The sequence below is a fragment of the Nocardia grenadensis genome (assembly GCF_050942415.1).
GTDB lineage: Bacteria > Actinomycetota > Actinomycetes > Mycobacteriales > Mycobacteriaceae > Nocardia > Nocardia grenadensis.
This window is the reverse complement of the sequence record NZ_CP192054.1, coordinates 1254634-1268851: the sequence shown is the minus strand read 5'-3', so window position 1 is coordinate 1268851 and position 14218 is coordinate 1254634. Positions and strand designations below refer to the sequence as shown.

Annotated in this window: 11 protein-coding genes; 4 read left to right on the top strand and 7 right to left on the bottom strand. The window is 67.6% G+C overall.

All coding sequences use genetic code 11. The features are described from left to right. Positions 1-77 precede the first annotated feature (77 nt). Together ACQPYS_RS05660 and ACQPYS_RS05655 are read left to right on the top strand one after the other, a co-directional pair. Complete coding sequence (locus ACQPYS_RS05660; protein ID WP_433491883.1) at positions 78-479, top strand: YciI family protein; 402 nt, start codon at positions 78-80, stop codon at positions 477-479. Next, positions 476-1792, top strand: coding sequence for an RNA polymerase sigma factor (locus tag ACQPYS_RS05655; protein WP_433491882.1), 1317 nt, complete (start codon positions 476-478; stop codon positions 1790-1792). The genes ACQPYS_RS05660 and ACQPYS_RS05655 overlap by 4 nt, the downstream gene beginning before the upstream one ends. On the opposite strand, the gene ACQPYS_RS05650 is transcribed toward ACQPYS_RS05655, so the two are convergent. Further along, positions 1747-2586 (bottom strand): phosphoribosylaminoimidazolesuccinocarboxamide synthase, encoded by an 840-nt coding sequence (locus tag ACQPYS_RS05650; protein ID WP_433491881.1) that lies wholly within the window; start codon positions 2584-2586, stop codon positions 1747-1749. The two genes, ACQPYS_RS05655 and ACQPYS_RS05650, sit on opposite strands and share 46 nt — an antisense overlap. Positions 2587-2706: 120 nt before the next feature. On the opposite strand from ACQPYS_RS05650, the gene pepN reads away from it, so the two are divergent. After that, positions 2707-5349 carry an aminopeptidase N gene (gene pepN, locus ACQPYS_RS05645; protein WP_433491880.1) on the top strand — a complete coding sequence of 881 codons (2643 nt, stop codon included), beginning with the start codon at positions 2707-2709 and terminating at the stop codon, positions 5347-5349. A gap of 88 nt (positions 5350-5437) precedes the next feature. Here the strand turns inward: pepN and ACQPYS_RS05640 are convergent, their stop codons facing one another. The 3 genes from ACQPYS_RS05640 to ACQPYS_RS05630 all read right to left on the bottom strand — a co-directional run bounded on the left by ACQPYS_RS05640 (position 5438) and on the right by ACQPYS_RS05630 (position 6904). Next, a complete protein-coding gene (locus tag ACQPYS_RS05640; protein WP_063042404.1) occupies positions 5438-5902 on the bottom strand; it encodes a DUF5130 domain-containing protein in 465 nt (154 codons plus the stop codon). Further along, positions 5889-6182 carry an aa3-type cytochrome oxidase subunit CtaJ gene (gene ctaJ, locus ACQPYS_RS05635; RefSeq protein ID WP_431941530.1) on the bottom strand — a complete coding sequence of 98 codons (294 nt, stop codon included), beginning with the start codon at positions 6180-6182 and terminating at the stop codon, positions 5889-5891. The genes ACQPYS_RS05640 and ctaJ overlap by 14 nt, the downstream gene beginning before the upstream one ends. Positions 6183-6472: 290 nt before the next feature. Continuing rightward, the gene (locus ACQPYS_RS05630; protein WP_063042400.1) at positions 6473-6904 is read right to left on the bottom strand and encodes a globin; all 432 of its coding nucleotides are present in this window, start codon (positions 6902-6904) and stop codon (positions 6473-6475) included. A 254-nt stretch (positions 6905-7158) separates the two neighbouring features. Here ACQPYS_RS05630 and ACQPYS_RS05625 point away from each other — a divergent pair, with 254 nt between their 5' ends. Continuing rightward, a complete protein-coding gene (locus ACQPYS_RS05625) occupies positions 7159-7887 on the top strand; it encodes an HNH endonuclease (RefSeq protein ID WP_433491879.1) in 729 nt (242 codons plus the stop codon). Positions 7888-7921: 34 nt separating this feature from the next. Here ACQPYS_RS05625 and ACQPYS_RS05620 read toward each other — a convergent pair whose 3' ends face one another. From ACQPYS_RS05620 to ACQPYS_RS05610, 3 genes are all read right to left on the bottom strand, one after another. Next, positions 7922-8599, bottom strand: coding sequence for a hypothetical protein (locus ACQPYS_RS05620; RefSeq protein ID WP_433491878.1), 678 nt, complete (start codon positions 8597-8599; stop codon positions 7922-7924). Positions 8600-8774: 175 nt separating this feature from the next. Beyond that, a complete protein-coding gene (locus ACQPYS_RS05615; RefSeq protein WP_433492975.1) occupies positions 8775-9215 on the bottom strand; it encodes an acyl-CoA thioesterase in 441 nt (146 codons plus the stop codon). A gap of 35 nt (positions 9216-9250) precedes the next feature. Beyond that, positions 9251-14191 (bottom strand): NAD-glutamate dehydrogenase, encoded by a 4941-nt coding sequence (locus tag ACQPYS_RS05610; protein WP_433491877.1) that lies wholly within the window; start codon positions 14189-14191, stop codon positions 9251-9253. Positions 14192-14218: the final 27 nt, after the last annotated feature.

The following is a 14218-nucleotide window of genomic DNA, read 5'->3' as shown; positions in this document are numbered from 1 at the left end:
TTGTGTCGGAATCACCGACCCGGCTCCGACTTCTTCGTGAACGCGCCACCGGGGCGCGACCGGAACCAGGAGAACCCGTGAAGTACATGCTGATCAAGACCTACGCCGCGGCCGCCCACTGCGATACCCCGCTGCCGGAGTGGGCGCCCGAGGACATCGCCGCCCATATCGAATTCCAGCGCACACTCGGCGCCCAACTGGCCGCGGCGGGTGAGCTGGTGGACGCGCAGGGGCTCAGCGGCCCGGACGAGGCACGGCTGGTCAGTTCCGACGGCCGTTCAGCGCCGGTGGTGACCGACGGGCCGTGGGCGGAGACGAAAGAATTCCTGGCCGGCTACTGGATCGTGGATGTCGACAGCCCTGATCGGGCCGTCGAGATCGCCGCGCGGGCCTCCGCGGCCCCCGGACCCGGCGGTAGGCCGATCGGCGAGTACATCGAGGTCCGCCAGATCATGTCCGCGCCCGCCTTCGAGCTGTGACCGGTACCCGTCGCCACGGCGGTGATCCGATCGAGGACCTGCTGCGTGACCTCACGCCGCGGGTCCTCGGCACGCTCCTCCGGTGGTCCGGCGATTTCACCGCGGCCGAGGACGCGCTCCAGGAAGCAATGCTGGCGGCGGTGCACAGCTGGCGTGCCGACGGGCTCCCCGACAATCCGGGCGCGTGGTTGCTGACGGTGGCCCGGCGCCGGGCCACCGATGCCGTCCGGGCCGATATCGCGCGGCGCGAGCGCGAATGGCTCGTCACCGCACAGAGCCGGTCCGCCGGTCCGGCAACGCCTGCGGACCCGCCGATACCGGACTCGCCCGGTGCCGATCGAGAACACGACGACACACTCACCCTGTTCTTCTCGTGCTGCCACCCGGTACTGACCCCCGCGCACGCTGTCGCCCTCACATTGCGCACGGTGGGCGGACTCACGACCGCCGAGATCGCCCGCGCCTTCCTCATCCCGGAAGCGACCATGACACAACGGCTGACCCGGGCCCGGCGCCGGCTGGCGGCACTGGACAGACCGTTCGCACCGCCGGCCGCCGGTCAGTGGGAACAACGACTCGCCGCGGTGCTGCACGTGCTGTACCTGATCTTCACCGAGGGGCACACCAGCACCTCCGGCCCGCGGCTCGCGCGCGCCGATTTGTCCATGGAGGCCATCCGGCTCACCAGGCAGCTGCGGCGGCAGCTGCCCGACGACCCGGAGGTCGGCGGCCTGCTCGCCCTGATGCTGCTGACCGACGCCCGCCGCGACGCCCGCACCGGTCCACACGGTGAGCTGGTCCCGTTGGCCGAACAGGACCGGCGCCGGTGGAACCGCGCCGCGATCACCGAGGGCCTGCGGCTGGCCTCCGCCGCCGCGGCCCGCGGCCTCACCGGCGCCTACCGGATCCAGGCGGCCATCGCCGGAGTCCACGCGCAGGCGGTCCGGTACACCGATACCGACTGGGACTCGGTCCGGCGCCTCTATCTGCTGCTCGGGCGGGTGGCACCGGGCCCGCTGGTCACCCTGAACCTGGCGGTGGCGACCGCCATGGTGGATGGGCCGCACGCCGGTCTGGCACTCGTCGCCGACCTGGACACGGCCCTGCGGAGCACCCATCGGCTGGCCGCGGTACGTGCTCATCTCTACGAGATGTCCGGCGACACCGCCGGGGCGATCGCCCATTACACCGACGCGGCCGGCCGGACCGGTAGCCGAGCCGAATACGACTACCTGACCCTACGAGCGGCCCGGCTCCGGCACCCGCCTCACGACTCCGGCGAACCCCAGCTGCGGCCGGTGATCAGCTCATAGGCTTCGACGTACTTGCGCCGGGTCGCCGCGACGATATCGGCCGGGATCTCCGGGCCGGGCGGTTCCTTGTCCCAGCCGGTGGAGGTGGCCCAATCCCGGACGAACTGCTTGTCGAAGGACCGCTGCGGCCGGCCGGGCTCCCATTCCGCGGCCGGCCAGAAGCGGGAGGAATCGGAGGTCAGAAGTTCGTCGCCCAGAGTGAGGACATCACCGTCCCAGCCGAATTCGACCTTCGTATCGGCGATGATCACACCGCGTTCGGCCGCGTAGGCCGCACCCCGGGAGTACAGGTCGAGCGTGAGATCACGCAGCCGCGCGGCGACCTCGGCACCCTCTTGCGCGACCACCTCGCCGAAGGTCATGGGCTCGTCGTGGCCCGTATCGGACACCTTGGTGGTCGGGGTGAAGATCGGTTCGGGAAGTTTGTCGCCTTCGCGCAATCCCGCGGGCAGCCGGATCCCGGAGACCGAACCGGTGCGCCGGTAGTCCTTCCATCCCGAGCCCACCAGGTACCCCCGGGCGACGCACTCCACCAGCACCATCTTCAACGGCTTCACCCGCACGGCCCGGCCCGCGAACTCCGGCGGCACGTCCGTCCCGGAGAGCACATGGTTGGGGATATCGGCGAAATACTCGAACCACCAGTTGGACAGCTGCGTCAGCAGGGCGCCCTTGTCCGGGATCGGGGTGGGCAACGAGACGTCGTACACCGAAACCCGGTCCGAGGCGACCAAGAGCAACGTGTCGCCGTCGGTGTACAGGTCGCGCACCTTTCCGGCGTGCACATGCTTCACGTTGTCGCTCCGATCTTGATCGTGTGGCCGGCGAGATCGACTCCCGCGCGGGCAACCTTACCGGCGTGGCATTGTGGACAACGCCCGTGCCCGTTGCACTCGTGTCCTCGAAGGAGCCCGATGTCCGCACCGAACCTCACCCGCGAACAGGCGATCGAACGCGCCGAGGTCGTCTCGGTCGAGAACTACCGCATCGAACTCGACCTGACCGGCGGGATGGGCGAGTCAGGCCCGGAGGCGGTAGCGGAGCGTAACCACGCGGGGCCCTCGCCCATCCCCGATGAACACGGGGCGGGGAAACCGGGCGAGCAGACGTTCTTGTCCCGCAGTACGGTCACCTTCACCGCGAAGCCCGGTGCGTCCACCTTCATCGATATCGTTGCCCGGGGAGTGCGTTCGGCGGTGCTCAACGGCACCCCGCTCGAAATCGGCGACTACGACGAATCCACCGGCCTCACCCTCCCCGACCTCGCCGAGCGCAACGAACTCGTGGTGGAGGCCGACTGCGAGTACTCCCACACCGGTGAGGGCCTGCACCGGTTCGTCGATCCGGCCGACGACGCGGTCTACCTCTATTCCCAATTCGAAACCGCCGACGCCAAGCGGATGTTCGCCTGCTTCGACCAGCCCGATCTCAAGGCCACCTTCGATATCGAGGTCACCGCCCCGGCGGACTGGAAGGTCATCTCCAACGGCGCCGCCACCGTGGACGGCGGAAAGCACCGATTCGCCACCACTCCGCTCATGAGCACCTACCTGGTGGCGCTCATCGCCGGTCCCTACGCCGAATGGACCGACACCTACACCGACGACCACGGCGATATCCCGCTGGGCATCTACTGCCGGGCCTCGCTGGCCGAACATATGGACGCCGACCGGCTGTTCACCGAAACCAAGCAGGGATTCGGCTTCTACCACAAGAACTTCGGCGTCCCCTACGCGTTCGGGAAGTACGACCAGTTGTTCGTCCCGGAGTTCAATGCCGGTGCCATGGAGAACGCGGGCGCGGTCACCTTCCTCGAGGACTACGTCTTCCGGTCGAAGGTCACCCGGGCCTCCTACGAGCGGCGCGCGGAAACCGTACTGCACGAGATGGCGCATATGTGGTTCGGCGACCTGGTCACCATGAAGTGGTGGGACGACCTGTGGCTCAACGAATCCTTCGCGACCTTCGCGTCGGTGCTGTGCCAGGCCGAGGCCACCGAGTACACCAGTGCCTGGACCACCTTCGCCAATGTCGAGAAATCGTGGGCGTACCGGCAGGATCAGCTGCCCTCCACCCACCCGATCGCCGCCGATATCCCCGACCTGGCGGCGGTGGAGGTGAACTTCGACGGCATCACCTACGCCAAGGGCGCGAGTGTGCTCAAACAACTCGTGGCCTATGTCGGGCTGGAACCGTTCCTGGCCGGTCTGCGCGCCTATTTCGCCGACCACGCCTACGGCAACGCCACCTTCGACGATCTGCTGGCGGCGTTGGAGAAATCCTCGGGGCGTGACCTGTCCACCTGGGGCGCCCAGTGGCTGAAGACCACCGGCCTCAATATCCTGCGGCCCGACTTCGAGGTCGACGCGGACGGCAAGTTCACCTCCTTCGCGGTGATCCAGGAGGGCGCGGCACCCGGCGCCGGAGAACGACGGGTGCACCGGCTGGCCATCGGCGTCTACGACGACCGCGACGGCAAACTGGTCCGCACCCGGCGGGTGGAACTCGATCTGGACGCCGCCGAGCGCACCGAGGTCACCGACCTGATCGGTACCGAACGCGGGAAGTTCGTACTGGTCAACGATGACGACCTCACCTATTGCTCGGTGCGCCTCGACGCCGATTCGCTCGATGTGCTGGTGAACCGGATCGCCGATATCGCCGATCCGCTCCCCCGCACCCTCGCCTGGTCGGCGGCCTGGGAGATGACCCGGCAGGCCGAATTCCGCGCCCGCGATTTCGTCGCGCTGGTCCAGCGCGGCATCGGCGCGGAAACCGAGATCGGTGTGGTGCAGCGGCTGCTCATGCAGACCAACACCACCCTGCGCAGCTACGCCGATCCGGCCTGGGCCGAGAGCACCGGCTGGCCGGAGTACGCGAACCGGCTGCTGGAGCTGGCGCGCGAAGCGGCGCCCGGCTCCGATCATCAGCTCGCGTTCGTCAACGCCCTCACCGGCGCCAAACTGGCCGCCTGGCACAGCGAGGTGCTGCGCGAACTGCTCGACGGTAATCCGGCGGCCGTCGGCCTGCCCGGCCTGACCGTCGACACCGACCTGCGCTGGCGGTTGCTCACCGCTCTCGCGGCGGCCGGGGAGATCGACGCCGACGGCCCGGACACCCCGGCCATCGACGCCGAGCTGCGCAACGACGAAACGGCGGCCGGCCGGCGGCAGGCGGCCACCGCGGCCACCGCGCGCCCGCAGCCGCAGGTGAAGGAAGCGGCGTGGGACAAGGTACTCGGCGACGATTCGGTGCCCAATATCACCGCCCGTTCCATCGTCGGCGGTTTCGCACCGGCCGGACAGGACAGCCTGCTGGCGCCGTTCGTGGCGCGGTACTTCGACGAGATCCCCGCGGTCTGGGAACGTCGGTCCAGTGAGGTCGCGCAGACCGTGGTGGTCGGCCTGTATCCGGCCTGGGATATCAGTGACGACGCCGTCGCCCGCGCCGACGAGTTCCTCGCCGCCGATCACCCGCCCGCCCTGCGGCGCCTGGTGAGCGAGGGTAAAGCGGGGGTCGAACGGTCACTGCGCGCCCGCGCGTTCGATATCTCCTGATCCGGAAACGGCGAACGGCGCGTCCACCGGTGGTGGACGCGCCGTTGTCGTCTGTCTCGAATGCTCCCGGCCATCGGGCCGGAGGTTGTCAGCGGCCGATGGCCGCGGCCATCACCCGCACCGCCGAGATCAGCCCGTCGATCAGTTCCCCCTGCCGCAGCGAGCTCAGCGCGGCGGTGACCCCGAGCTGGCACACCCGGTCGTTCGCGCGCTCGGCCACATCCCTGCCGGAGCGGACCTCCACGGCGTGATCGTTCGGGGAGACGGCGATGAGCACCGAACGTGCCGCCTCCGGAGTATCGGGGAACAGCGCGTCCACCGCGGCCGCGGGATCCACACCGAGATCGCCGATGAAGACGTTGAACCGGACCTTGGTCGCGCGAGTGGCCTCGGTGAGCACATTGTCCATGGCCAGCCGCTCGTTGTTGTCGAACGGCGCCTCCTTGAACACGTCACCGGCCTCGTGCACCCCGGAGACCCGGCCGCTGCTGGTGAGCGCGTATCCACGCGGCAGTTCGGACTCGACCACCGCCGGCCACTTAGTACTTGCCACTTGCCCGGCCTCCGATCAGTGCTTCCTTGGGTGCCTCGAGGGCATCGAACGCCACATGCGAGCCGTGCGACGACTCACCGGCGTCATAGGAGTGACCGGAAACGGTCACCTCGTCGGTGGCACTCCACAGCACCGGGGCGGCCGTCCACTTCTTGCTCATATCGAAGTGGACCGGCTTCTCACCGGGCAGCGGCTTACCGAGGTACGACAAACCAGCGATTATGAGGTAGATCCCCAATGGGATACCGGCGAAAATCGCCACCGTCTCGAGAATGCTCACGCCCTAAAGGTAGACGATCCTCTGTAGTAGTTCACCGACGGATAGCCCGTGTCACCGGTAACACCACCCATACCCCGAGGTCACACCCGGGATCAAGCCTCCGTCCACCAACGCGACCACCCGCGTCGAGGCTTGCGGGATACCTCGAAGGGTTGAGGCCCGTCTCGACCCTTGGCCGAAGGTGCTCAAAGGTCGCCCTCCATGGACGGCCCACCGCACAGTGCATGAGCGAAGCTCGAGTCTCGAGGCCGAAACGGCGAGACCGAGGGGGCCTCGACCCCGCGGCGGTCTCACCAGGCCGCGTTCACCAGCGAATTCGCCGCCATCTCCAAATAGTCGAGCAGCTGGCGCCGATGCTCGTCGTCCAGGGCTTGCGGCTCGATCTCGGCGACCGCGATGCGCATACAGCGCAACCAGGCATCCCGCTGCACCGGCCCGATCTCGAACGGCATATGCCGCATACGCAGGCGCGGGTGGCCGCGTTCGTCGGAATACGTGCGGGGGCCGCCCCAGTACTGCTCCAGGAACATTCGCAGCCGGCGTTCGGCCGGGCCCAGGTCTTGTTCCGGGTACATGGGGCGTAGTACTTCGTCGGCGGCGACCTCGCGATAGAAGGCGGCGACCAGCCGGTGGAAGGTGTCCGCCCCGCCGACGGCCTCGTAGAAGGAGCGTGTGGCCTGATCGCCCGCCGGAGTGCCCGAAGCCGTATTACCCGAAGTCATGAACCCTCTCGTTTCGCCGGATGCGCCGTCCATTGTGCCCGCGCCGGCCCGGGTTCGCAGATTCGCCGGGCACCCGGCCGGTGTGACCGCTCGCACCTGGTGTTTCCGGCTCTGTGGCCGCCGGGGGTCGCTTCAGCGACAGTTAACCGGCCATTGTGCAAAATAACCGTGCGTCACGGGGCTTTCCATGGTCAACTGGGTTCTGTCTCCGCCGAGATACCACATGATCTTGAAACGCAGAATTTGGGGTCGACATGAAGCAACGGACCGGCGCCCGATCACCGGAGGCGATACGCCACCGACAACTGAAGCCCGCCGACGTCCACGCTCGTGGGTCGGGGGCTCCTCCGCTGCAACTGCTGTCCGATCACGCGGTCGACCGGCACACTGCCGATACCACCGCTCGTTCCGATTCCCTTCCCGGGAGCGATTCCGCTCCACACCTCGCCACGCCGCCACCGATCAGTTGGCCGAAGCGCCGCGTCCTGCTCCTCAACGCCACCTACGAACCGCTCACCGCGCTCACCGCCCGCCGCGCGATCGTGCTGCTGGTCTGCGACAAGGCCGACGCGGTCCACCACGATCCCACCGGACCCGTCCTGCATTCGGCCGGCGCCGCCGTCGCCATTCCGTCGGTCATCCGGTTACGCACCTACGTCCGGGTCCCCTACCGCGCCCGCGTCCCGATGACCCGGGCGGCACTCATGCAGCGGGACCACTACCGCTGCGGCTACTGCGGCGGTAAGGCCGAAACCATCGACCACGTCATCCCGCGCAGCCGCGGCGGCCAACACAGCTGGGAGAACTGTGTGGCCAGCTGCGCACCCTGTAACCATCGCAAGGCCGACAAACTGCTCAGCGAACTCGGCTGGACGCTGCGCGCACCCCTGATATCCCCGAAGGGGCCGCATTGGCGGCTGCTGTCCACGGTCAACGAACTGGACCCGATCTGGCTGCAATACCTGGGCGAGGGCGCGGCCTGACGCCGCGGCGGCACCGCGGCCCGGCGAAGCGGCGTCAGGCTCCCGGCGCCGGGGTCAGCGAGAGCCCGCCGGTTCTCCGGCGGGCGACCGAACCGTAGCGGGCGTCGAGGCGCAGCCAGGTGTTGCTCGCCCGCACCCGGACCAGTTCACCCGGCGGAATCCGCCCGGCATCCGCTCGCTCGCCCGAGTGTGGGATGAAGTCCATGGCAGTGAGGGCGAAGACCACCCGCATCGGTACCTGCACGCGTACCTCCGCCGCCGAGACGGTCAGCACCGTCTGATCGAGTAGGGATGCGGGTGGTCCGTGACCGGAACCGTGCTCCTTCGCCAGGTCGGCCCCGCGTTCGGAGAGTTCGACCAGGGTGCGGGCGGGCAGATCGTCGATATGCCCGAAGCCGGCGTCCGGTGGCAGGGCGCCCCGCCACGCCGAATCGAGGGAGTAGCCCAAATCGATCGGGCCCGGCGCGGACAGCCCGGTCAACACGGTGTCCGCCCCCACCGTCACATCGTCGGCGGCCAGCTCGGCGACGACCGTCCGGGTCGCCAACACCTCGAAGCCGGTGGCGACCCAGGCGGCCACCAGCCCGGTGCCGCGCCGCCGCAACCGCACCACCACCGCCGGATCCAGGCGTTGTGCCCGGGTGAGGAATGTGGCCAGGTTCTCGCGTTCTGCCGGGTCCGTTACGGACAGGACCCGCTGATCGGTCGTCACGATCGAACCGACACCGCCGACCCGCTCATGCCGTGTCCATCGGGCATAAGCGAGGGCCCTGCGTGGTCACGCTCCGCTACCGCCTCCGGGCCCGACCCGCTCATGCCGTGTCCATCGGGCATATGCGAGGGCCCTGCGTGGTCACGCTCCGCTACCGCCTCCGGGCCCGACCCGCTCATGCGTCCAGCCACTGTGCGAGATAGTCGCGTTCGGGCCCGGTGAGCCGGCGCAGCCGCTGGGTCCGGATATCGAACGCCGCCAGCTGGGTGGTCGCGGTGACCGCGGCGGGCGAGTCGGGCGCGGCACCCGCCGCCCGGACCTCGTAGGCAACGGTGAAATCGACCGCCCGCAACTGTTCGATCCACATGGCGATATCCAGCGGCGTGTCCTCGTGCCGCAGCTGCCCCCGGTACTTCACGCGTAGATCCGCGAGCACACAACCGTTACGCAACCCGACGGTCGGCCGGTCGTCGTCGAACAGCCAGGGGATACGCGCCTCCTCGAGCAACGTCACCATCCGGGCGTGGTTGACGTGCTGGAAAACGTCCATATCGGACCAGCGCACGTGCACAGCGGTATGGAACCGCCGCGGCGATGCCGCAGCGGGTACCTCCACATCCGGGCTCGCTCCGTTGCGGGGAACAGCGTTCGTCACCGTGGTACCTCCGATTGGGCGCCCACCCCACTCACCATGCTGCGCACCTGCCGCGCCGCGACCGACAGCGTGGCGAGATCGTGGGTTCCGGACTCGAACAGTTCCGCCAGCGCCGCGCGGGCACGGCCGAGCCGGGACTGATTCTTGGACTCCCAGTATGCAATCTTCTCGTCCGCGCTCTCCTCGGGGTCGCCGCCGGAGAGGACATCGAGGGTAAGCGACCGCAGCGAACTGTACATATCGTCGCGCAGGGCGAGCCGGGCCAGCGCGTGCCAGCGGTCGCCGCGTTCCAGATGGCTGACCGCCTCCAGCAGCCAGTCGATCTTCAGATGCTCGTTCAGCGCGTAGTACAGCGCACCGACCTCCTCACCGGAGCGGTCGGTGATATCGGCGATATCGATGACATCGAGCAGCGGGAACAGATGCAGCAGTGCGAAGACCTCGGTCGCGAGATCCAGCGGCGCCCCGTGCGCGACGAGGTCGGCGGCCTGATCGGTGAGCGTGGTGACGTGGTGGCCACGCAACCAGCCCGGCACCTTCGGCGCGAGTTCGCGCACCCCCACCCGGTACCGGTTGATCTCGGCGCCGACGGCGATGGGCTGTGGACGGTTGGTGAGCAACCAGCGCGACGCCCGGTCCAGGGTCCGTTTGGTCTCCAGCTCGAGCTGGTCGCGGACACCCACCGTCGTATCGGCGGCCCGGATCCGGTCCCAGATATCGTGCAGGCCGAAGATATCGGTCACTGCGGCGAAGGCTCGGACGGTATCGGTCGCGGTGGCACCGATCTCCTCGCCCAGCCGGAACGTGTAGGTGACGCCGCCGTAGTCCACCACCTCGTTGGCGATCATGGTGGTGACGATCTCCCGGCGCAGGCGATGTTTCTTGATCGCCGCACCGAACCGTTCCCGCAGCGGAGTCGGGAAGTATTCCGGCAGCCTGGTGGCGAAGAAGGCACTGTCGGGCAGATCGCCGGCCAGCAGATCCGCCTTGAGCGCCAATTTAACGTGGGCCAGCAGATTCGCGAGTTCGGGCGAGGCGAGCCCGGTGCCCTCCTCGAGCCGGCGTTTGAGAACGGCGTCGGTGGGCAGCGCTTCGAGGCCCCGGTCGAGTCCGCGCGCGGTCTCGAGCTCTTCGATGAGACGCCGGTGCACATTGAGCATCCGCGTCGACTCCGCCCGGGATATGCCCATCACATAGTTCTGGGACACATTGTCCTGCAGCACCATCTGCGCGACTTCGTCGGTCATTTCCGCGAGCAGTGGATTACGGTCCTCGATATCGAGTTCACCCGCCGACACCACACCATCGAGCAGAACCTTGATGTTCACCTCGTGATCGGAGCAATCCACACCCGCGGAATTGTCCAGCGCGTCGGTGTTCATCTTCCCGCCGTTACGGCAGAACTCGATACGCCCCAGCGCCGTCACGCCGAGATTACCGCCTTCGCCGATAACCTTCACCCGGAGTTGGTCGGCGTTCACCCGGACGGCGTCATTGGATTTGTCACCGGCATCGGCATTGGTTTCGGTACTCGACTTGATATAGGTACCGATACCGCCGTTCCAGAGCAATTGCACCGGGGCGAGCAGAATAGCGCGGATCAATTCCGGCGGGGAAAGTTTCACCACGTCGTCGGGCAGACCGAGCGCCGCCCGGGCCTGCGGGCTGATAGGCACCGATTTCACCGTGCGGTCGTAGACGCCACCACCGGCACTGATCAACGAACGATCATAATCGGCCCAACTCGACCGAGCCAACCCGAACAACCGCGACCGCTCACCGAACGACGACCCCGCATCCGGATCCGGATCCAAAAAAATATGACGATGATCGAACGCCGCCACCAACCGAATATGCTCCGACAACAACATCCCGTTACCGAACACATCCCCACTCATATCCCCCACACCCACCACAGTGAAATCCTGCGACTGAGTATCCACCCCCATCTCCGCGAAATGCCGCTTCACACTCTCCCACGCCCCCCGCGCGGTAATCCCCATCGCCTTGTGGTCATACCCCGCCGAACCACCCGACGCGAACGCATCCCCCAACCAGAACCCATACCGACCCGCAACATCATTCGCGATATCGGAAAACGTCGCCGTACCCTTGTCCGCCGCCACCACCAAATACGTGTCATCACCATCACGACGCACCACCCGCTCCGGCGGCAATACCTGTCCACCGGCGAGATCGACATTATCGGTGATATCCAGCAGACCCGAGATGAAGGTGCGGTAGCACTCGATCCCCTCGGCCATCCGGGCCTGCCGGTCGGTCGCGGCGTCGCCGGTGGTGGCCGGCGGGCGTTTCACCACGAAACCACCCTTCGCCCCCACCGGCACGATCACCGCGTTCTTCACCGCCTGCGCCTTCACCAGACCCAGGATCTCGGTCCGGAAATCCTCCAACCGATCCGACCACCGCAAACCACCACGCGCCACCGCACCGAACCGCAGATGCACACCCTCCACCCGCGGCGAATACACGAAGATCTCGTACTTCGGCCGCGGCTGCGGCAGTTCGGCGATCTCCTGCGGTTCCACTTTCACCGAAATGAAATCCCGGGGAGCGCCATCGGTATCGGTGACGTAGTAGTTGGTGCGCAGGGTGGCGCGGATCAGACCGAGAATGGCCCGCAGAATGCGGTCCGCATCCAAGCTCACGACCTGATCGATCCGCTCGTGCAGACGCTCCTCGAGCTCGGCGGCCTGTTCGGTGGAGTGGCTGTCCGGATCGAACCGGGCGGTGAACAACTGCGCGAACAGTTTCGCCGCATCGGGATAGGTGTGCAGCACCCGGGCGATATTGACCTGGCTGTACGGGAATCCGGCCTGCTGCAGGTACTTCGCGTAGGTCCGCAGCACGGCGACCGCCCGCCAGGACAGTCCGGCCCGCAGCACCAGCTCGTTCAGGCCGTCGGCTTCGGCCCGGCCGTACCAGAGCGCGTCGAAGGCGGCGGTGAACCGGTCGCGCACCCGATCCGCGGCGGCGACCTTGCCCTTGGGCGCCGCGAGCGTATCGGGCGCCACCTCCAGCAATTCGGCGTCGAGATCCTGGTCCAGCGCGCCGTGTAGCAGTTCATGGCTCGCCAGCAGGCCGAAATCGTAGATCCAGCGTTCCTCGGCGTCGTGGCCGTCGCGTTCCCGCCTGATCCGGTACGGGCGTTCGTCGAGCACCTCGACCCCGAGGCTCTGCAGCACGGGAAGCACCTGGCTGAGCGAAATTCCGGAGCCGCCGATGTACAGGGTGAAGCGCCAGGAGCCCGCGGGCGCGCCGGCCACCCGGTACAGATGCTGATCGATGCGTCCCGGACGCAACCGCTCCAGGCGATCGATATCGGCCAGCGCGCGCCGGGCGCTGAAATCCTGTTTGTAGCCCTCGGGGAACGCTTCGCAGTAGCGGCGCACGATCCGCGGATCGAGCACCGTCGACGCGTTCACGGCATCGTTGAGGTGGTCGTCCCAGGTGCGGCTTGCCTCGGCGAGCAGGTTCTGGATCCGGCGCCGCTCGTCCTCGGAGATCTCCTCGGCCGCTCCCACCGGCTCCGTGGTGTCGGCGCCCGGCATCCGGATGGTGAAGTAGACGCTGGCGAGTTCGCTTTCGCTCACCCGGGCGGAGTAGTCGATCGAAGCGCCGCCCAGCTCGCGGACCAGGATGTCCTGCATTTCCAGGCGGACAGCGGTGGTGTAGCGGTCACGGGGCAGGTACACCATGGCGGCGACGAACCGGCCGTAGGGGTCGACCCGGAGGAACAACCGCACCTGCCGCCGCAAACCGACATTGAGTACCGCGGTGGCCGTTCGGCGCAGGGTCGCGGCGTCGGAGGAGAACAGTTCGGTGCGCGGGAAGCCCTGCATCACTTCGAGCATGGCCTGGCCGGAGAACGAGTCGAGGTCGAAACCGCTGTCGGTGATGGCGGCGCGGACCCGCTGCCCCACCACCGGTATGTCCAGGACGTTCTCGTGCAGCGCGGTGACCGTGAAAACACCGACGAACAGGTGCTCGCCTCGGACCTCGCCCGCGCTGTCCAGATCGGCGACACCGATGTAGTACGGGTACACCGCGCGCCGCATGGTCACCGGGATCAGTCCCTGGGTCATCCGCAGCAGCGGCCGGGCGCCCGCGGTGATCGGGACCTGGAAACCGGTCGCCGTGCCCGGGTGCAGCACACCCAGTTCGGAATCGGCCACCGGGACCGGCAGTTCCGCATCCGGTTCGAGCCGGTAGCACGCGTATCCGAGCATGGTGAAGTTGTCGTCGGCCAGCCATCGCAGCAGGCGTGCGCAATCGGCGGGTTCGATATCGGCTTCGACCGCGGCCGCGGAATCGCCGGCCTGTTCCAGCCGGGTCGCCAGTTCGTCGACAATGGCGTGGATCGCCTGCGTATCGCTGCTCACCTGCCGAACGTCCTTGATGACGTCCGGTACGGCGGCGGCGATCTCGTCGAGCAGTTGGGCGCTCGTCGCCGGGTGTAGTTGCAGGTGGATCCAGGATTCGCGACCGTCTCCGGTGCCGTTGCGCCGCAGGTCGGCCTCGTGTAGGCGGGCTGCGGTGAGGGTGCCGCCGGAATCCCGTTCCACCGTGAAGATGGGATGGATGACCTCGCTGATGGTGCCGCCCATCCGGCCGAAAAGCGCGGTCACCGAATCGACCAGCATGGGCATATCGTCGGTGACGATCTGCACCGCGGCGCCCAGCCCGGACCCGTCGTCGGGATGGTGGACCCGGACCAGGCCCTGACCCGGCTGCCGGGTCAGGGCCAATGTCAGATGGGCACGGAAGGTCAGGGTGGGTGCGGTGATCTCACAATCGGCGTCGTCGGTCTCGACGTGCCGGAAATAGCCGTCCTCCAAGGCGCCGAGGTCGGCTCGTAGCGTGTCCGGCAGTTCGGCAGCCCATGCCTCACTGGACAATTCGGACGAGACCGTCATTTCCCACTCCCTTGAATCCGGTTGTTT

Bases quoted from the DNA above. Each gene is read 5' to 3' on its own strand.
- pepN (WP_433491880.1), top strand. From the start codon at position 2,707: ATGTCCGCACCGAACCTCACCCGCGAACAGGCGATCGAACGCGCCGAG.
- ACQPYS_RS05630 (WP_063042400.1), bottom strand. From the start codon at position 6,904: ATGACTTCGGGTAATACGGCTTCGGGCACTCCGGCGGGCGATCAGGCC.
- ACQPYS_RS05625 (WP_433491879.1), top strand. From the start codon at position 7,159: ATGAAGCAACGGACCGGCGCCCGATCACCGGAGGCGATACGCCACCGA.
- ACQPYS_RS05610 (WP_433491877.1), bottom strand. From the start codon at position 14,191: ATGACGGTCTCGTCCGAATTGTCCAGTGAGGCATGGGCTGCCGAACTG.